Annotated in this window: 16 protein-coding genes; 2 read left to right on the forward strand and 14 right to left on the reverse strand. The window is 67.3% G+C overall.

Annotation, left to right across the window (positions count from 1 at the left end; all coding sequences use genetic code 11):
• On the forward strand, positions 1-360 hold a 360-nt coding region (locus ITX31_RS15695; RefSeq protein WP_228528900.1), incomplete at its 5' end, for a hypothetical protein.
• A gap of 95 nt (positions 361-455) precedes the next feature.
• On the opposite strand, the gene tyrS is transcribed toward ITX31_RS15695, so the two are convergent.
• From tyrS to argC, 14 genes are all read right to left on the reverse strand, one after another.
• On the reverse strand, positions 456-1,781 hold the full coding sequence (tyrS, locus tag ITX31_RS01395; protein ID WP_194781721.1) for a tyrosine--tRNA ligase: 1,326 nt from the start codon (positions 1,779-1,781) through the stop codon (positions 456-458).
• 13 nt (positions 1,782-1,794) lie between these two features.
• Positions 1,795-4,062 (reverse strand): HelD family protein, encoded by a 2,268-nt coding sequence (locus ITX31_RS01400; RefSeq protein WP_194781722.1) that lies wholly within the window; start codon positions 4,060-4,062, stop codon positions 1,795-1,797.
• A 110-nt stretch (positions 4,063-4,172) separates the two neighbouring features.
• Positions 4,173-4,742 carry an adenine phosphoribosyltransferase gene (locus ITX31_RS01405; protein WP_194781723.1) on the reverse strand — a complete coding sequence of 190 codons (570 nt, stop codon included), beginning with the start codon at positions 4,740-4,742 and terminating at the stop codon, positions 4,173-4,175.
• An 84-nt stretch (positions 4,743-4,826) separates the two neighbouring features.
• Positions 4,827-5,474, reverse strand: a complete 648-nt coding sequence (locus tag ITX31_RS01410) for a DNA-3-methyladenine glycosylase (RefSeq protein WP_194781724.1) — start codon at positions 5,472-5,474, stop codon at positions 4,827-4,829.
• A gap of 39 nt (positions 5,475-5,513) precedes the next feature.
• Positions 5,514-6,383 (reverse strand): SRPBCC domain-containing protein, encoded by an 870-nt coding sequence (locus ITX31_RS01415; RefSeq protein WP_194781725.1) that lies wholly within the window; start codon positions 6,381-6,383, stop codon positions 5,514-5,516.
• 106 nt (positions 6,384-6,489) lie between these two features.
• Positions 6,490-7,029 carry a pyridoxine/pyridoxamine 5'-phosphate oxidase gene (locus ITX31_RS01420; protein WP_228528901.1) on the reverse strand — a complete coding sequence of 180 codons (540 nt, stop codon included), beginning with the start codon at positions 7,027-7,029 and terminating at the stop codon, positions 6,490-6,492.
• Positions 7,030-7,126: 97 nt separating this feature from the next.
• Complete coding sequence (gene argH / locus ITX31_RS01425) at positions 7,127-8,581, reverse strand: argininosuccinate lyase (RefSeq protein WP_194781726.1); 1,455 nt, start codon at positions 8,579-8,581, stop codon at positions 7,127-7,129.
• A 3-nt stretch (positions 8,582-8,584) separates the two neighbouring features.
• Complete coding sequence (locus tag ITX31_RS01430; protein ID WP_194781727.1) at positions 8,585-9,793, reverse strand: argininosuccinate synthase; 1,209 nt, start codon at positions 9,791-9,793, stop codon at positions 8,585-8,587.
• Positions 9,794-9,889: 96 nt separating this feature from the next.
• Entirely contained in the window at positions 9,890-10,426 is a 537-nt protein-coding gene (locus ITX31_RS01435) for an arginine repressor (RefSeq protein ID WP_194781728.1), read from the reverse strand.
• On the reverse strand, positions 10,423-11,388 hold the full coding sequence (argF, locus tag ITX31_RS01440) for an ornithine carbamoyltransferase (RefSeq protein WP_194781729.1): 966 nt from the start codon (positions 11,386-11,388) through the stop codon (positions 10,423-10,425). Before argF ends, ITX31_RS01435 begins: the two co-directional genes overlap by 4 nt.
• The gene (locus ITX31_RS01445; RefSeq protein ID WP_194781730.1) at positions 11,385-12,632 is read right to left on the reverse strand and encodes an acetylornithine transaminase; all 1,248 of its coding nucleotides are present in this window, start codon (positions 12,630-12,632) and stop codon (positions 11,385-11,387) included. Before ITX31_RS01445 ends, argF begins: the two co-directional genes overlap by 4 nt.
• The gene (gene argB / locus ITX31_RS01450; protein WP_194781731.1) at positions 12,629-13,552 is read right to left on the reverse strand and encodes an acetylglutamate kinase; all 924 of its coding nucleotides are present in this window, start codon (positions 13,550-13,552) and stop codon (positions 12,629-12,631) included. The genes ITX31_RS01445 and argB overlap by 4 nt, the downstream gene beginning before the upstream one ends.
• A 15-nt stretch (positions 13,553-13,567) precedes the next feature.
• On the reverse strand, positions 13,568-14,737 hold the full coding sequence (gene argJ, locus ITX31_RS01455; protein WP_194781732.1) for a bifunctional glutamate N-acetyltransferase/amino-acid acetyltransferase ArgJ: 1,170 nt from the start codon (positions 14,735-14,737) through the stop codon (positions 13,568-13,570).
• Positions 14,737-15,768 (reverse strand): N-acetyl-gamma-glutamyl-phosphate reductase, encoded by a 1,032-nt coding sequence (argC, locus tag ITX31_RS01460; protein ID WP_194781733.1) that lies wholly within the window; start codon positions 15,766-15,768, stop codon positions 14,737-14,739. Before argC ends, argJ begins: the two co-directional genes overlap by 1 nt.
• Before the next feature lie 152 nt (positions 15,769-15,920).
• Here argC and ITX31_RS01465 point away from each other — a divergent pair, with 152 nt between their 5' ends.
• A complete protein-coding gene (locus ITX31_RS01465) occupies positions 15,921-16,886 on the forward strand; it encodes a quinone oxidoreductase family protein (RefSeq protein WP_194781734.1) in 966 nt (321 codons plus the stop codon).
• Positions 16,887-17,399: the final 513 nt, after the last annotated feature.

The following is a 17,399-nucleotide window of genomic DNA, read 5'->3' on the forward strand; positions in this document are numbered from 1 at the left end:
ATCAATAAACTTGGCACACTATTGAGTTCTCAAACAACAGGCACATCCGGTCTACTCGGAAAACCATTCCCGATTCGGAAACTTTCTTTTTCTTTTCGCACCGCTGTGGTGTTCTACCAGCATATTCCATCTTTGTGCTTTCCGCAATTCGGCACATTTGCCGTATTTACTCGAAACATAAAGATGATTACATGGAAAAACCAAGCTCTTTCACAGCAGAGCCGTGAACCAGCTTTGGGTTTTGTGTGGTTTGGCCACCGTCCCGGGGTTTTCCGGAAGGCTGGCTTCCGGCGCCCCAACTGCGGCGACTCCAATTACTTTACACACCCCCGGGGACCCGTGCAAGCCGCCGGCTTGTGACGCTCTGCACTGCGCCCGGATTCCGGCCGAACTGGCATTGCCGCTCCACAGGAAGAGGCCGGTCCCCCTGGGAACCGGCCTCTTCCTTCGAGGTTCTACTCTCCTGCAACCACCGCAGTGGCGAGGTTCCGCTTGCCGCGCCGCAGCAGCACGTACTTGCCATGCAGCAGTTCGGATGCAGCAACTACTTCATCGATCTCGGTGACCTTGCGGTTGTTCACGTAGGCGCCGCCTTCGGTGATGGTCCGCCGTGCTTCGGAATTGGTCTTCGAGAGTCCGGTGGCTACCAGCAGGTCGATGATGCCCAGGCCATCTGCGGTCACCTCAGCCCACGGCAGCTCAGCAGTGGCGGCGGTGAGCGTCGCTTCATCCAGTTCTGCGAGCGATCCCTGGCCGAACAGTGCAGCCGATGCCGCAATGACCTTTTCGGTCGCATCGACGCCGTGGACCAGGGAGGTCACGTCGTAGGCCAGGGCCCGCTGGGCCTCCCGCTTATGCGGGGCTTCCTTCACGGAGCGTTCGAGTTCCTCGATTTCTGCCTTGGTGCGGAAGGTGAAGACCTTCATGCGGTCGATGACATCGGCGTCGGCGGTGTTCAGCCAGAACTGGAACATGGCGTAGGGGCTGGTCATCGCCCCGTCGAGCCACACGGCATTGCCTTCGCTCTTGCCGAACTTGGTGCCGTCGGAGTTGGTGATCAGCGGTGTGCCCAGCGCATGGACCGTGGCACCTTCCACCTTGCGTACCAGTTCGGTGCCGGACGTCAGGTTGCCCCACTGGTCCGAACCGCCGGTTTCAAGGACGCAGCCGTAATCGCGGAAGAGCTGGAGGTAGTCCATGCCCTGCAGCACCTGGTAGCTGAACTCGGCGTAGGAGATACCTTCGTCTGAGTTCAGGCGGGAGGCGACGATTTCCTTCTTGACCATGGTGCCCACCCGGAAGTGCTTGCCGATGTCGCGGAGGAAGTCGATGGCGCTCATCGGCGCCGTCCAGTCCAGGTTGTTCACCATGCGGGCGGAGTTTTCACCCTCAAAGCTCAGGAAGCGCTGCACCTGTCCCTGCAGGTAGCCAACCCACTCGTTCACCGTCTCCTTGGTGTTCATGGTGCGTTCCGCCGTCGGGCGCGGATCACCGACCAGGCCGGTGGAGCCGCCCACCAGGGCCAGGGGCCGGTGGCCGGCAAGCTGGAGGCGGCGCATGGTCAGCAGCTGGACGAGGTTGCCAAGGTGGAGGCTGGGCGCGGTGGGATCGAAGCCGCAGTAATACGTGACCGGATCCCCGGCGAGCAGCTTTTCAAGTTCCGCCTCATCGGTGGAGAGCTTGATCAGCCCACGCCATTTCAGTTCCTGCCAGATGTTGGCAAAGCTCGGATCATTCTGCTGGGCAGCGAGGCCCTCGGAGGTCTGGGTATTCTGTGGCACGCCTTCTAAATTATCAGGATTCGCTGCCGTCGATGCCCGCCGGGATGCCGTGCTCCGCAATAAGACGCAGGCGCTGGGTGGGGCGGGTCATGGCAACGTACAGGTCCCCCACCTTTCCGGCCGCCGCCGTGAGCAGTTCGGACGGCTCCAGGATGACGACGGCGTCGAACTCCAGGCCCTTGGCCTCCCGCGGGGAAATCACCACGATGTCCTGGCTCAGGCCGCCGGCACCGGTACCAACCCGGTTCCCGTACCGGGCCGTTACTTCCCTGCGGACCTGTTCCAGCCGGTGGTCCTCGGTGATGACTGCCAGCAGTCCGCCCTCGATCGCGGCCAGGTCTTCCGGCAGCGTCTCGAGCAGCCGCGCCAGCAGGCCTCCCTCCGGCACGGTGTCCAGGAACGGCGCCCACCGGCCTTCGCGTACGGCCTTGGGAGCGGAGACCACCAGTCCTGCAGCGTTGGCCATGCGGACCGCTGCCTCGGCGATCTGCGCGGGAGTGCGGTAGTTCACGGTCAGCTCTTCCAGCGTCCACCGCTCACCCACGAACGGATCCAGCGCCTGCTGCCAGGAGGTGGCACCGGCTGCGGAGGAGGTCTGGGCGATGTCCCCCACCACGGTGAAGGACTTCAGCGGGCAGCGGCGCATCAGCAGTCGCCACTGCATGGCGGAGAGTTCCTGCGCCTCGTCCACCACCACGTGTCCGAACGCCCAGGTACGGTCCACGGCGGCGCGGTCCGCTGCCGTGAGGCGCTGCTCACTAGCCATGTTGTGGTTGGCCAGGTCTTCGGCGGAAAGGATGCCGTGGGCACCTGAATCCTCCAGGAATCCTTCGGTGTTCTCGATGGCGCGCTCAGCATTGGCGAGATCGCGCTTGCGTGCCTCTTCCAGCGCCGCGCTGTCCCGTCCCGCAGAGGCATCGAGTTCGCCGAGCAGTTCCGCGGCTTCGTCGAGCAGCGGCACATCGGCTTCGGTCCACGGCGCGTCCGCGCTGCGCCGCAGCGCATCGCGCTCGGCTCCGGTCAGTTCCGGAGCGGCAGCTTCGAGCTGGCCCGGCTTGCTGAAGAGCTCGCTGATCAGCTTTTCCGGGGTCAGCGGCATCCAGCACAGGTTCAGGGCCACCCGAACGTCACGGGAACTGCGCACATCCTCGGCAAGGTAGGCGCGGTCGGTGCTGTTGCCGGCGCCGGCCGACTCTTCGAGGATTTCGGTCATCTGATCGGTGAGTTCGCGCAGCAGGATCTTCACGAACGTCACGCGGGCCTCGTTGTGCGGCTTGCCCGTGGCGCGGGCACGGTCCCGTGCCCGGGAGACCTGCTTGGGGGTCAGGGTGACCCAGGTGCCCTCAATGTTCAGGCGGCGCGGCTCGGTGAAGTTCCGCTGCCGGTTAGCCACGGCGCGGGCAACGACGTCGGCCATCGACAGCCGGCCCTTGATCTCCGCGGCTTCGGGACTCTCTTCAGCGGTGGCGGCAATGCCCGGCATCAGCTGGCCCAGGCTGGACATGACGACGCCGGTCTCGCCCAGGGAGGGCAGCACGCGTTCAATGTAGCGGATGAAGGCGTTGGAGGGGCCCACCAGCAGCACGCCGGCGGACTTCAGCCGTTCGCGGTGGGTGTAGAGCAGGTACGCGGCGCGGTGCAGGGCCACAGCGGTCTTGCCGGTGCCCGGCCCGCCCTGGACTACCAGCGTTCCGGGCAGGGGCGCACGGATGATCCGGTCCTGTTCGGCCTGGATGGTGCCGACGATGTCCGACATCTGCCCGGTCCGCTTGGAATTCAGCGCTGCCAGGAGCGCGCCTTCGCCCTGCAGGTCCTGGCTTTCCTCCAGCATGGAGTAGTCAAGCACGTCGTCTTCCAGGCCCTGGACTTCGCGGCCCTTGAGCATCAGGTGGCGGCGGCGGCGCACGCCCTGCCGTTCGAAGGCGGTTGCCTGGTAGAAGGTGCCCGCTTCCGGGGCACGCCAGTCCACCATGAGGCGCTGCAGGTCCGCGGTGGAGAGGCCGATGCGCCCGATGTAGCGGGTCTCGCCGTCGTCAAGGTCCAGGCGCCCGAAGACCAGGCGGTCATCGACGGCCATGAGCTGCGCGAGGCGGTCCTCATACATGGTTGCGAACGCGTCGCGTTCGGACCGGTTCTGGTGCGACCCCGCGGAGTGGCTGCGGCGCACCTGGGCCAGCTGCTCGCGTTTTTCATCGCGCAGCTCATCGAGCCGGTGGTACAGGCCAGCTACGTACTGGCGCTCGTTTTCCAGCTCCGTGTGGGCCGAAGACTCTTCAGGCATGTTCGCGTTCCCTCTCGCAAAGGCAGACCGTCAAGTTTACCCCGCATCGGCACGTTTTGTATGCCCTGTCCAGAGTCCGGCCCGCCCGGGCGCTGCCCGGAGGCAAAAGGCTAGTACGTGCGCAGGGAGTGGACGTGGTAACCGGCGAGGTTTTCCCGTCCGCCAAGTCCGTCGAGCTCAATAACGACGCCGATGCCGGCAACGCTCGAGCCGGCGCGTTCGATCAGCCGGGCGGTGGCTCCCAGGGTGCCGCCGGTCGCCAGGACGTCGTCCAGCACCAGCACGCGGGAACCGTGCGGAATGTCGCCGATGTGCACCTCGAGGCTGTTGGTGCCGTACTCCATCGAATACGTCTCGTTGTACGTGGGGCGCGGCAGCTTGCCGGGCTTGCGGACGGTGATGACACCGTGCCCGGAGGCGTAGGCGGCGGCCGCTGCGAGCAGGAACCCCCGGGCTTCGACGCCGGCAACGTAGTCGAAGGTTCCCTCGAACTGTGCCAGGAGCGCGTCGACCATGCCGCGCAGCGCAGGTCCGTCGGCGAAGACCGGGGTCAAGTCGCGGAACGTCACCCCCGGCGTCGGGTAGTTCGGCACTACCGCGCAGAGGCGGTCGATGGACTCGCGGATGGACTCTGCCGGTACAGCTGAGCCGGCAAGGGGGGCTGAAGCTTCGTGTTTCACCCATCTACCTTACCGGGCCGGGGACCAGCGCCGCCTGCCCGGTCCCGTTCCGCGGCTGCGCTGCTGGTCACAGGGTTCTGGGGGCTACCCTGTCGCGGCGGTGGCCCCGTACGGGCGGCGGCGCTGGACGGCGGGACGGTACTTCGAGACAGTCGGCTCGCCGGTGAGCCAGAAGCGCCACGGATAGGCCTCTCCCCCGCCCTCGCCGCTCACCCCGACACGCGGGCCACGGGAAACCATTTCCGGCGCGGCCGGTTCGGACGGAAGCTCGAGCCGGAGGGGGCGGGCAAAGACGTCGGCGCCGTTCAGTTCCCGATCGATGCCCAGGGCCTGGGCCAGCCGGGCGGGACCGCGGGCCAGGTCCAGGTCGGTCTTGGGATCCCTGCGCCGGTGCCGGGCAACCGGCTTCCCTTCGATGATCTCTCCCGCCCTCAGCAGCAGCCCGGTTGCCTGGCCGGCTTCGCCGCACACCACGTTGGCGCAGTAGTGCATGCCGTAGGTGAAGTAGACGTAGAGGTGGCCGGCCGGGCCAAACATGGTGGAGTTACGCGCCGACTGCCCGCGGAACGCGTGCGACCCGGGATCGGCTTCGCCCAGGTAGGCCTCCACCTCGGTGATTCGCACTGCCACCGGCCCGTCGGCGGATTCCCGGTGCAGGACGGCGCCCAGTAGCCGGGGAGCTGCTTCGGTAGCGGGCACGGCAAGGAGGCTGCGGGCATCGAAAACGTCCATTCCCTTACCGTAAAGGGCCGGACAGCCGGGGCAAAAAACTCAGATCGCGCTGCGGTAAAGCGCTTCGAGGGCGCGGAGCCGATGGGAGTTCGGATGAGGTGTGTCCCCCTGCAGCCGGATCGCCGCCGAGTCCAGGGCCAGGTGCCAGGCAGCCATCAGGGAGGCGGTGTCTTCGGTGGTGCCGCCCTGAACCCGCTGGCGGACCAGCAGTTTGGCCAGCCCGCCGTCGTCGCGCACTTCCGTCACGGCCTCCTCGCCGATCCCGAGGTTGCCGCTGGACGCTTCGACGGCGGCACCTATGTCCCGGGCGGGCGCGTTGTACCAGCGTTCAAACTGGATGCTCCTGCCGTCCGGCTTCTCCACGACCTTGCCCATCGTGGGGCTGACGTCGAACTCTCTGGAATACGCGTCACATAGGGCCTCCCACTCCTCCGGTACCTGCTCCGGCGCCGGATTTCCAGCTGCGACGGCGGCGAAAGCATCCATGATGCCCTGCCAGCCGGCGCTTCCCTCAGCGAGGAAGTCGGGGGTGTCCGAGCGGGCGCGGAACTTCAGCAGCGAACCACCGTTGGACCCCAGGACCTGCCAGTCGAGGACTGATTCCTCACCGAGTTCATCGTCCCAGCTGATTTGCAGGCTGGTCCGGGGGTTCAGCTGCAGGACCGTGCCGGACACCCCGCTGCCGCCCGTTCCCAGGGTGTATTCCTTGCCCAGCTCCCAGTCCGGGTGCACGGGTCCCAGCCATTGCTCAACTTTCCGGGGGTTGGTCAGGACGTCCCAGATGTGGGCGGTGGGGTAATCGAGCTGCTTGTCGAACGCCAGCACCCACCCGTCGGTGACCTTTTGGATCCTGCCTTCGGGAACCGGCCTGGATTCGCTGCTGGTGGACGGTGATGGGCTTTCAGCCATGGCCCGGCCTTCCTGGACGTGGGATGCGGACCACTTCAGGCTAGCGGCGGCGGCCGCCGGGCGGGAGGGGATGCGCGCAGCTTGCGCCGCCTGCACCTTAGAGTGCCTAGAGCTCGTACCGGTGGCGGATGTGCCGGTCCGCCGGGTTGGCCTGCCAGAACTCTGCTTCCCGGGGTACCAGCGCATAGAGCTGCCAGTGCGGGTTGGTTGAGCCGTCGGCGCCGGGGCGTTCGTTCCAGTCCCGGGCGGAGGCTTCGGCACTGAGCCGCACGACGTTTCCTGCCACCCGGACCTGTCGCCCCTGGGCATACCAGTAGAAGTTCATCGCGGCACGGGGGTTCTGTTCGAGTTCGCGGCCTTTCCGGGACGAGCGCGACGTAGCGAAGTGCCAGCCGTCGGCGTCGAGGTCCTTCAGGATGAGCATGCGGGAAGACAGGTTGCCTGCGGCGTCGGCCGTAGCGAGGGAGAACGCATGCGGCTGGGGCACGCCTGCCGCGAGTGCTTCGTCCAGCCAGTCCAGGAACAGCTCAGCGGGGTCCGCCGGTGCAAGCTCCGGGTCGAAGGCGGGTAGGTGCTCAGCGAAGTCTGGCAGGGCACGGAGCGTGCGGCGGAGATTCGGGTTGGACGGGGGCATGGGGCCGGGCATGGCTCCACGCTACCCTCCCCGAAACGAGATGGCAGAAACTGCCCGTATGAGGCGTCATACGGGCAGTTTCTGCCATCTCGATGGTGGGGCAGGCGGGTTAGGCAGTGAAGGCGCGGGCGGCGTCGAGCTGCTTTTTCAGCTCAGCCAGCTGCGATTCAACGGCCGAACGTGCGGTGCCGCCCTGTGAGCTGCGGCTGTCCAGCGAACCCCCGGTGGAGAGCACGGAGCGGACTTCCGGAGTCAGGTGCTCGGAGATGCCGGCGTAGTCCTCGTCACTCAGGTCCCAGAGTTCGACGCCGCGGGATTCGGCAAGCTTCACGGCGGCACCGGAAAGCTCGTGGGCCTCACGGAACGGCACACCCTGGCGGACGAGCCATTCGGCGATGTCCGTGGCCAGCGCGAAGCCCTGCGGCGCGAGGGACTCCATGCGTTCGGTGTTGAAGACCAGGGTGGCGATCATGCCGGAGACGGCAGGAAGCAGCAGCTCCAGGGTGTCCGTGGCGTCGAAGACCGGTTCCTTGTCTTCCTGCAGGTCCCGGTTGTAGGCCAGCGGCAGGCCCTTGAGCGTGGCCAGCAGCCCGGTGAGGTCGCCAATGAGGCGTCCGGCCTTGCCACGCGCCAGTTCGGCCACGTCCGGGTTCTTCTTCTGCGGCATGATCGAGGAGCCGGTGGAGAAGGCGTCGTCGAGCGTGACGAAGGAGAATTCCTTGGTGGCCCAGAGGATGATTTCTTCGCTGATCCGGGACAGGTCGACGCCGATCATGGCGGCAACCCAGGCGAACTCGGCGTAGACGTCCCGCGAGGCGGTGCCGTCGATCGAGTTCCAGGCAGCCGAATCGAAGCCGAGGTCCGCGGCGACGGCGTTCGGATCCAGCCCGAGGGATGAACCGGCCAGCGCTCCGGACCCGTACGGAGACACGGCTGCGCGCCTGTCCCAGTCGGCCAGGCGCTGCACGTCGCGCAGCAGGGCCCAGGCGTGGGCCAGCAGGTGGTGGCTGAGCAGCACCGGCTGGGCGTGCTGCAGGTGGGTGCGGCCGGGCATGGCCACACCGAGGTGCTTCTCGGCCTGTTCCACCAGGGAATCGACCGTGGCCAGCACGCCGGCCGCGATGATCCGCGCGTGGTCGCGCAGGTACATGCGGCCCAGGGTGGCGATCTGGTCGTTACGGGACCGGCCGGCGCGGAGCTTGCCGCCCAGCTGCGGTCCGGCACGCTCGATCAGCCCGCGTTCCAGGGATCCGTGCACGTCCTCGTCGGACTCAGCCGGGAGGTAGGCGCCGGAGCGCACATCGGCGTCGAGCGCGTCCAGTGCCTCCAGCATGCCGGCCAGCTCGTCATCGGTGAGCAGGCCGGCCTTGCGCAGCACCCGGGCGTGAGCCCGGGAGCCGGCGATGTCGTAGCCGGCAAGCCGCCAGTCGAAGTGGGTGGACTTGCTCAGGGCTGCCAGTGCGTCGGCCGGACCGCCGGCGAAGCGGCCGCCCCACAGTGCACCCTGGACCGTGGAGCCGCCGGCTCCAGGCTGGGATTCGATTGACGGCTTGCCGTTACTCATTTCCTACTTACCTTCTGCCAAACGCTGGTCGCGGCCGGAAGCCACCTTGGAGGACATGCCGAACAGTTCGATGAACCCGCGGGCCATCGACTGGTCGAAGGTGTCGCCGGTGTCGTAGGTGGCGAGGTTGAAGTCGTACAGCGAGGACTCCGAGCGGCGGCCGGTGACCGTGGCGCGGCCTGCGTGCAGGTCCATGCGGATGTCGCCGGAGACGTACTTCTGGGTGTCAGTGATGAAGGCGTCCAGGGAGTTCTTCAGCGGGGAGAACCACTGGCCGTCGTAGACCAGCTCGGTCCAGCGCTGGCCGACCGTCTTCTTGAAGCGGGCCTGCTCGCGCTCCACCGTGACGTTCTCAAGCTCGCGGTGCGCGGCCATCAGGGCCATGGCACCGGGGGCTTCGTAGATTTCGCGGCTCTTGATGCCTACGAGGCGGTCTTCGACGATGTCGATCCGGCCAATGCCCTGGGCGCCGGCGCGGCGGTTCATTTCCTCGATGGCCTGCAGCGGCGTGACGGGCTCGCCGTCGATTGCCACCGGAACGCCTTCCTTGAAGGTGATGACCACTTCGTCAGCGGCAATGCCGGAGGCGGGGTCGGAGGTGTATTCGTACACGTCCGGGGTTGGGCCGTTCCAGATGTCTTCCAGGAAGCCGGTTTCCACGGCGCGTCCCCAGACGTTGGCGTCGATGGAGAACGGGTTCTTCTTGGTGGTGACGATCGGCAGGCTCTTCTCCTCTGCGAAGGCGATTGCCTTGTCGCGGGTCAGGGCCAGGTCACGGACCGGGGCGATGCACTTGAGGTCCGGGCCCAGGGTCTGGATGCCGACTTCGAAGCGGACCTGGTCGTTGCCCTTGCCGGTGCAGCCGTGCGAAACGGTGGTTGCACCGAACTGGCGGGCAGCGGCCACCAGGTGCTTGACGATCACCGGGCGGGAGAGCGCGGAGACCAGCGGGTAGGAATCCATGTACAGGGCGTTGGCCTGCAGCGCCGGCATGCAGTACTCGGCGGCGAACTCGTCGCGGGCGTCCGCCACGTAGGCTTCCACGGCGCCGCAGTCGAGGGCACGCTGGCGAATGGTCTCCAGGGATTCTCCGCCCTGTCCGACGTCGACCGCCACGGCGATGACCTCGGCGCCGGTTGCCTCGGCAATCCAGCCGATTGCCACTGACGTATCCAGGCCACCGGAGTAGGCCAGAACAATACGTTCGCTCACGAATGTGCTCCTCTTGCGATTGGTGCAGCGCTCAGGCTGCGGGTTGGTTGTGAAAAACAGCGGGAAGCTGCGCGGATTCCTGCCCGGGACCAGCTTCTACAGTATGCGATTGTCAGGGGCCTGCCCGCTGGCGGTTGCCTCGTCCGCGATGGAGAGGAAACGCGCCGCCAGGTCCGCGCCGCCGTCGGGCTCCCGGGTCACCAGCAGGACGGTGTCATCCCCGGCCACGGTGCCCAGGATTGCCGGCATGACCGAGTGGTCGATGGCGAGGGCGAGGAAGTTCGCGGCACCGGGCGGGGTGCGCAGCACCACGATGTTCCCGGATGCTTCTGCGGTGACCAGCAGTTCGCCGCAGAGCCGGGCCAGTCGGGCATCGAGTACTTCCTGCGTGATGCCGGACTGCGGCGTGCGGGTTCCGCCTTCCGCCGGCACCGCGTACACCAGCACCCCGTCCTTGCCGCGCATGCGCACGGCGCCGAGCTCCACGAGGTCACGGGAGAGCGTTGCCTGGTTGACCTGCACGCCGTCGTCCGCCAGCAGGGCGGCAAGCTCCGCCTGCGACCGCACCGACAGCCCGGTCAGCAGCGCACGGATGCGTGCCTGCCGGGCCGTCTTGGTGGTGGGCATGCTCATGCCGCTTCCTCAGGAATCCCGGTGAGGCCGGACCGCGCCATCAGCCAGACCATCAGGGCCTTCTGGGCGTGCAGCCGGTTTTCGGCTTCGTCCCAGACCACGGACTGCGGGCCGTCGATCACGTCGGCGGAAATCTCGTAGCCGCGGTAGGCGGGCAGGCAGTGGAGTACGACGGCGTCTTCCGCAGCCTGCGCCAGAGCGGCGCTGTCCACGGCGTAGTCCCGGAACAGTTCCTGCCGGGCCGCCTTTTCGTCTTCCTGGCCCATCGACACCCATGTATCCGTGGCAACGACGTCGGCGCCGGCCAAGGCCTCGGCGGGGTCGGTGGTGATCATGACCGATCCGCCGGTTGCCTCGGCCCGGGCGGCAGCGGCGTCGACGATCTCCGGGTCCGGCAGGTAGCCCACCGGCCCGGCGACGCGGACGTGCATGCCGGCGGTGACGCCGGCCAGCAGGTAGGAGTTGGCCATGTTGTTCGCGCAGTCTCCGAGGTAGGTCAGGGTGAGTCCGGCCAGGGTGCCCTTGTGCTCGCGGATGGTCATCAGGTCTGCCAGGAGCTGGCAGGGGTGGTAGTCGTCCGAGAGCGCGTTGATGACCGGAACGGAAGAGTTCGCGGCCATTTCTTCCAGCCCTGACTGGGCGTAGGTCCGCCAGACGATGGTGGAGACCATGCGCTCCATGACCTTGGCGGTGTCGGAGATGGATTCCTTGTGGCCCAGCTGGGATTCCCCCGCGCCGATGATCAGCGGCACGCCGCCCAGGTCGGAGATGCCGGCGGCGAAGGAGATCCGGGTGCGGGTGGAGGTCTTGTCGAAGATGACGGCGACGGTCTGCCGTCCCGATCCTTCGCCGGCGTAGGGCTGGTACTTCCAGCGGTCCTTCTTCAGCGCGTCCGCTAGGTCCAGGACTTCTGCCTGCTCGGCCTGGGACAGGTCGGTGTCAACGAGAAAGTGGCGGGTCATGGCTGTCCAATCGTCGTGGCCGCGGCGGCCTGCAGGATGGCGGGTAGCTTGGCCAGGAATGCTGCGGCCTGGTCGGTGGTGAGGATCAGCGGGGGCGCCAGGCGCAGGGTGGCCGGGCCGGTGGCGTTGATGATGAAGCCGGCGTCCAGTGCTGCCTGGACGGCGGCGGGCGCAAGCTCCTGCTCCAGGTCGATACCGATGAGCAGCCCTTCGCCGCGCACCTCGGTGACGCCGTCGACGGCGCGCAGCCGCTCGCGCAGGAAGTCACCGGTGGCCTGCACGTTGGCGAGGATGCCATCGGTTTCGATGACGGACAGCGTGGCCAGTGCGGCAGCGGTTGCCACGGGGTTTCCACCGAAGGTGGTTCCGTGCTGGCCGGGGGCCAGCAGCGCAGAGACCTCGGGACCGAACGTGATCATCCCGCCGATCGGGAAGCCGCTGCCCAGGCCCTTGGCCAGGGTCATGGCATCCGGCAGCACGCCTGCGGACGCGAACCAGCGGCCGGTGCGGCCGATGCCGGTCTGGACTTCGTCAAACACCAGCAGCGCACCGGCGTCCCGGGTGATCTCGCGCGCGGCCTCAAGGAACCCGGACGGCGGAACCTGCACGCCGGCCTCACCCTGGATCGGTTCGATGAAGACGGCAGCGACGGTCTCATCGACTGAGGCACGCAGCGCCTCGACGTCGCCGTACGGGATGTGCTCGACGCCGCCTGGCAGCGGCGCGAACGGCTCCCGGTAGGCGGCCTTGGCGGTCAGCGCGAGGGCGCCCATGGTCCGGCCATGGAAGGCACGGTCCATGGCAATGATCCGGGTGCGGCTGCCGGTGGAATTGCGCCGGGCGAGCTTGAAGGCGGCCTCGATTGCCTCGGTACCGGAGTTGGAGAAGAAGACCTTTGAACCGGCAGGTGCCTGGGCCAGCTGCAGCAGCTTCTCCGCGAGGGCCACCTGGGGAGGGCTGGTGAAGAAGTTGGAGATGTGTCCCAGGGTGCCCAGCTGGCTGGCGATCACCGAGGTGACAAACGGGTGGGCGTGGCCCAGCGCGTTGACCGCGATGCCACCGAGCAGGTCCAGGTAGGCCTTTCCGTCCGCGTCCCAGACGGTGCAGCCCTCGCCGCGCACCAGGACGCGCTGCGGAGTGCCGAACACGTTCATCAGTGAGTCGCTGTAGCGGGCGAGCCATTCGCTGCCGGAACCGGCAGCATCAATCAGCGGGAAAACCGCGGTGGTCGTAGGGGTGCTCATGCTTCTGCTCCGTCCGGAATGATCTGGGTGCCGATGCCGGCGGTGGTGAAGACTTCCAGCAGCATCGAGTGGGCCATGCGTCCGTCGACGACGGCGGCGCGGTCCACTCCCCCGTCCACGGCGGCCAGGCAGGCTTCCATCTTGGGGATCATGCCGGATTCAAGGGTGGGCAGCATGTCCCGGAGCTCGCCGGCGGTGAGGGCGGAGATCAGCGAGGACTTGTCCGGCCAGTTGGCGTAGAGACCCTCGACGTCGGTGAGAATCACCAGGCGGCAGGCGCCCAGGGCCACAGCCAGGGCTGCGGCAGCGGTGTCCGCGTTGACGTTGAGCACCTGTCCGGTGGGGTTGCCGTCGGCGCCGATTTCCGGGGCCACCGTGGAGATGACCGGAATCCGGCCGGCTTCAATGAGGTCCAGGATGGCTCCGGGGTTCACGCCCACTACTTCGCCGACCAGGCCCAGGTCCACTTCCTCGCCGTCAATGACAGTTCCGGTGCGGACGGCCTGCAGCAGTCCGCCGTCTTCGCCGGAGAGGCCGACGGCGTAGGGCCCGTGGGAGTTGACCAGGCCCACCAGTTCGCGGCCCACCTGTCCGGTGAGCACCATGCGGACGGCGTCCATCGCTTCGGGGGTGGTGACCCGCAGCCCGCCCTTGAACTCGGATTCGATGCCGAGCCGGTCCAGCAGGGCACTGATCTGCGGGCCGCCGCCGTGCACCACAACGGGGTGGACGCCTACGTGGTGGAGGAAGACGATGTCCTCGGCGAACGCCTGACGCAGTTCATCGTTGATCATCGCGTTGCCGCCGTACTTGATCACGATCGTGCTGCCGGCGAAACGCTGGATCCAGGGCAGGGCCTCGATCAGGGTGGCGGCCTTGTCCTGTGCCGCTGCCTGGTCCTGCTGGGTGGCTGTGCTCATGCTTTTTCTTCCCGCCTAGCTGCTGTACGCCGAGTTTTCGTGGACGTAGTCCGTGGTCAGGTCGTTCGTCCAGATGGTCGCGGACTCGGTGCCGGCGGCAAGGTCGATTTCAACGTTCACGGCCCGGCCGGTGAGGTCCACGCCTTCGCGCGGATCGCCGATGCCGCCGCCCCGGCAAACCTGGACGCCGTTGATCGTGACGTTGATGTTCTCCGGTTCGAAGGCGGCGTCCGTGGTGCCGACGGCGGAGAGCACCCGGCCCCAGTTCGGGTCGTTGCCGAAGATGGCGGTCTTGAACAGGTTGGAGCGGGCGACGGCGCGCGAGGCGTTCTCGGCGTCGGCCACCGTAGCGGCATTGACGGTGGTGATGGCGATGTCGTGGCTGGCGCCTTCGGCATCGGTGATCAGCTGCTGGGCCAGCGAGTGGCACACCTCGGTGAGTCCGCGGGTGAACTCGTCAGTGTCCGGAGTGGTGCCGGACGCACCGGAGGCCATCAGGATCACGGTGTCGTTGGTGGACATGCAGCCGTCCGAATCGGTGCGGTCGAACGTGACGGCGGTGGCGGCGCGCAGCGCGGCGTCCAGGGCAGCGGCGTCGAGGTCCGCGTCCGTGGTCAGGACTACCAGCATGGTGGCCAGGCCCGGCGCCAGCATGCCGGCGCCCTTGGCCATACCGCCAATGCTGTAGCCGGTTCCGGCAAAGACTGCCTGCTTGGAGACGGTGTCCGTGGTCATGATCGCTTCAGCTGCGAGGGCACCGCCGCCGGCTTCCAGGGCGGCTGCGGCGGCTTCGGCGCCCGGGAGGATCTTGTCCATGGGCAGCTGCTCGCCGATCAGGCCGGTGGAGCAGACCAGGACGTCGTTCGCAGAGATGCCGAGGAGGTCAGCGACCTTCTCTGCGGTGGCGTGGGTGTTCTGGAAACCCTGCGGGCCGGTGCAGGCGTTGGCGCCGCCGGAGTTGAGGAACACGGCGTCGGCCCGGCCGTCGGAGATGGCCTGCCGGGACCAGTGCACGGGTGCGGCGGCGACGCGGTTGCGGGTGAAGACCGCGGCTGCTGCCTTGGCGGGGCCGTCGTTGACCACCAGTGCGACGTCGCGTCCGCCGGAGGCCTTCAGGCCCGCGGTGATGCCGGCTGCCCGGAATCCTGCCGGTGCGGTGATGCCGGTTGCTGCGTTGGTGCTCATTACGGTGCTACTCCCTGCAGGGTGAGCCCGGTGCTCTCTTCGAGGCCCAGGGCGATGTTCATGGACTGGACGGCGCCGCCGGCGGTGCCCTTGGTGAGATTGTCGATCACGGCGGAGACAATCACACGGCCGGCGTGCGGATCGTAGGCGAGCTGGAGTGCTGCGTAGTTGGAGCCGGCCACCATCTTGGTGGCAGGCCACTGGCCCTCGGGCAGCACCCGGACGAACGGTTCATCGGCGTAGGCCGCTTCCCAGGCCCCGCGCAGGGCGGCGGCGTCGACGCCGGGGCGGACCTTGGCCGTCGCGGTGGTGAGGATGCCGCGGGCCATGGGAGCCAGCGTCGGGGTGAAGGAAATGGAGACCTGCTCCCCCGCTGCGGCGGAGAGGCCCTGTTCGATTTCCGGGGTATGCCGGTGTCCGCCGCCCACGCCGTAGGGGCTCATGCCGCCCATCACCTCGGAGCCGAGGAGGTGCGGCTTGGCTGCCTTGCCCGCACCGGAGGTGCCGGATGCTGCCACGATGACCACGTCGTCGGGCTCCAGCAGTCCGGCCGCGAAGCCGGGCGTGAGCGCCAGCAGCGAGGACGTAGGATAGCAGCCCGGAACGGCGATCCGGCGTGCGCCGCGGAGCATGTCGCGGTGGCCGGGAAGTTCGGGCAGTCCGTAGGGCCAGGAACCGGCGTGCGGGGAGCCGTAGAACTTCTCCCATGCGGCGGGATCGGTGAGCCGGTGGTCGGCGCCGGCGTCGATTACCAGGGTGCCTTCGGGCAGCTGCGCGGCAATTTCAGCGCTGGCACCGTGCGGCAGGGCCAGGAAAACGACGTCGTGCCCGGTCAGGTTCTCCACGGTGGTGTCAACCAGGATCCGGTCCGCCAGGGAGTGCAGGTGGGGCTGGAGTTCGCCGAGCCGGGAGCCGGCGTTGCTGTGGGCGGTGATGGCACCAATTTCGACGCCGGGGTGGCCCGCCAGCAGGCGCAGGACCTCACCGCCGGCATAGCCGCTGGCACCTGATACAGCTACGGAAATCGTCATGCCAACCACCCTACAGCAGTTTTATGCAAGGGACTTCATAATTATGCAATGTGTCTCGAGTGAGGCGATCGCCGTGCCTCCCGGCGGCGGCCGTCCTACGATGGGTTCGCGTACCCGTTTACTCCCCGCCCATCCACCGGAAGAGGCATTCCATGCACAAGGCCATTGTCGTCCCGAAAGCGGGCGGACCTGAAATCCTGCGCTACGTAGACGTGGCTCTTCCGGTTCCCGGCCCCAACGAGCTGCTTGTGAAGGTAGCGGCCACGGGCGTGAACTTCATCGACACGTACCAGCGCAGCGGTGTCTACAAGATGGACTACCCCTTTATTCCGGGCTCCGAGGCCGCCGGCACGGTGGTCCAGGCGGGCATGGACGTTGCCGCGTTCAGCGACGGTGACCGTGTGGCAACCGCGGAAGGCGGCGGCGCCTATTCGGAATACATGCTGCTGGACGCCTCCAAGGCCCTGCCCGTGCCCCGCGGCGTAAGCAGCGAAGTAGCTGCTGCCCTTCCCCTGCAGGGCATGACGGCGCATTACCTGTGCAATTCGACCTATCCCGTGCAGTCGGGGGAAACCGTCCTGACCCACGCCGGTGCCGGCGGCGTTGGCCTGCTGCTGACCCAGCTGCTCAAGGCCAAGGGCGCCACCGTGATCACCACCGTCTCCACCGACGAGAAGGAGGCGCTCGCCTCAGCCTCCGGGGCCGACCATGTGCTGCGCTACGACGGGTTCGCCGACCGAGTGCGGGAGCTGACCAACGGGCGGGGCGTGGATGTGGTGTTTGACGGCGTCGGCAAGGCCACGTTCGACGGTTCGCTTTCCAGCCTGCGCCCGCGCGGCATGATGGTGCTGTTCGGCGGTGCGTCGGGCCAGGTGCCCCCGTTCGACATCCAGCGGCTGAATGCGCTGGGCTCGCTCTACCTCACCCGGCCGACCATAAGGGATTACCTGCTTAGCGCCGAGGAGCGGCAGTGGCGTGCCCGCGAACTGTTCGAGATGGTGGAGGCCGGCACCCTGGACGTGCGGATCGGCGCAACCTATCCTCTGGCCGAAGCGGCCCGGGCGCACGAGGACCTGGAGGGACGCAAGACCACCGGCAAGGTGCTGCTGGTTCCGTAGGGCCCGGGGTTCTGCTGCCGGTTTGAGGGTTTACTGCCGGTTAGGGGTCCTGCTCCGGTTCCAAGGCCCCGCTGCCGGGGTGCCGGTCCCGCTCCGCTTTGTGGTCATAGCTGCGGTACGCCGCGGAGCGATCTGCACAAAACGGAGCAGATCCGGGTTCTGCTGCCGGTTCGGGGGTTCGCTGCCTGTTCCGAGCGGCAGCAAAAGCGAGAACCGGTCGAATCTTCCCGAACCGGCAGCAGAATCACCGCTCATCCCCCGCTCCCGTGTCCGATAGCGCGGGTGCACGGCGGGCGCCGCGCGTTGGTGCGAGACTCGACGCCATCATGAGCGCACAAGGCCGGATCGGGCCCCAAAGGCAAGCACCTGGGGTCCGCCGCCTTGGCCGGAGCAGTTCTGATTCCGGTTCTTTACTTCAACGCGGCACAGGGGCACGGTTGGTTAACCATTGGTTGTCTGCTCGTAGGCACAGGCCTAACAGGCCTAGCGCTTCGCCCCTGGTGGAGAGCCGGA

Origin of the sequence: Arthrobacter gandavensis (genome assembly GCF_015355785.1) — a bacterium.
Classification (GTDB): domain Bacteria; phylum Actinomycetota; class Actinomycetes; order Actinomycetales; family Micrococcaceae; genus Arthrobacter_B; species Arthrobacter_B gandavensis_A.

Coding starts and splice junctions, on each gene's coding strand:
- ITX31_RS01400 (WP_194781722.1), bottom strand. CDS start 4,062: ATGCCTGAAGAGTCTTCGGCCCACACGGAGCTGGAAAACGAGCGCCAG.
- ITX31_RS01410 (WP_194781724.1), bottom strand. CDS start 5,474: ATGGACGTTTTCGATGCCCGCAGCCTCCTTGCCGTGCCCGCTACCGAA.
- ITX31_RS01415 (WP_194781725.1), bottom strand. CDS start 6,383: ATGGCTGAAAGCCCATCACCGTCCACCAGCAGCGAATCCAGGCCGGTT.
- ITX31_RS01420 (WP_228528901.1), bottom strand. CDS start 7,029: ATGCCCGGCCCCATGCCCCCGTCCAACCCGAATCTCCGCCGCACGCTC.
- argH (WP_194781726.1), bottom strand. CDS start 8,581: ATGAGTAACGGCAAGCCGTCAATCGAATCCCAGCCTGGAGCCGGCGGC.
- ITX31_RS01435 (WP_194781728.1), bottom strand. CDS start 10,426: ATGAGCATGCCCACCACCAAGACGGCCCGGCAGGCACGCATCCGTGCG.
- argF (WP_194781729.1), bottom strand. CDS start 11,388: ATGACCCGCCACTTTCTCGTTGACACCGACCTGTCCCAGGCCGAGCAG.
- ITX31_RS01445 (WP_194781730.1), bottom strand. CDS start 12,632: ATGAGCACCCCTACGACCACCGCGGTTTTCCCGCTGATTGATGCTGCC.
- argB (WP_194781731.1), bottom strand. CDS start 13,552: ATGAGCACAGCCACCCAGCAGGACCAGGCAGCGGCACAGGACAAGGCC.
- argJ (WP_194781732.1), bottom strand. CDS start 14,737: ATGAGCACCAACGCAGCAACCGGCATCACCGCACCGGCAGGATTCCGG.
- argC (WP_194781733.1), bottom strand. CDS start 15,768: ATGACGATTTCCGTAGCTGTATCAGGTGCCAGCGGCTATGCCGGCGGT.
- ITX31_RS01465 (WP_194781734.1), top strand. CDS start 15,921: ATGCACAAGGCCATTGTCGTCCCGAAAGCGGGCGGACCTGAAATCCTG.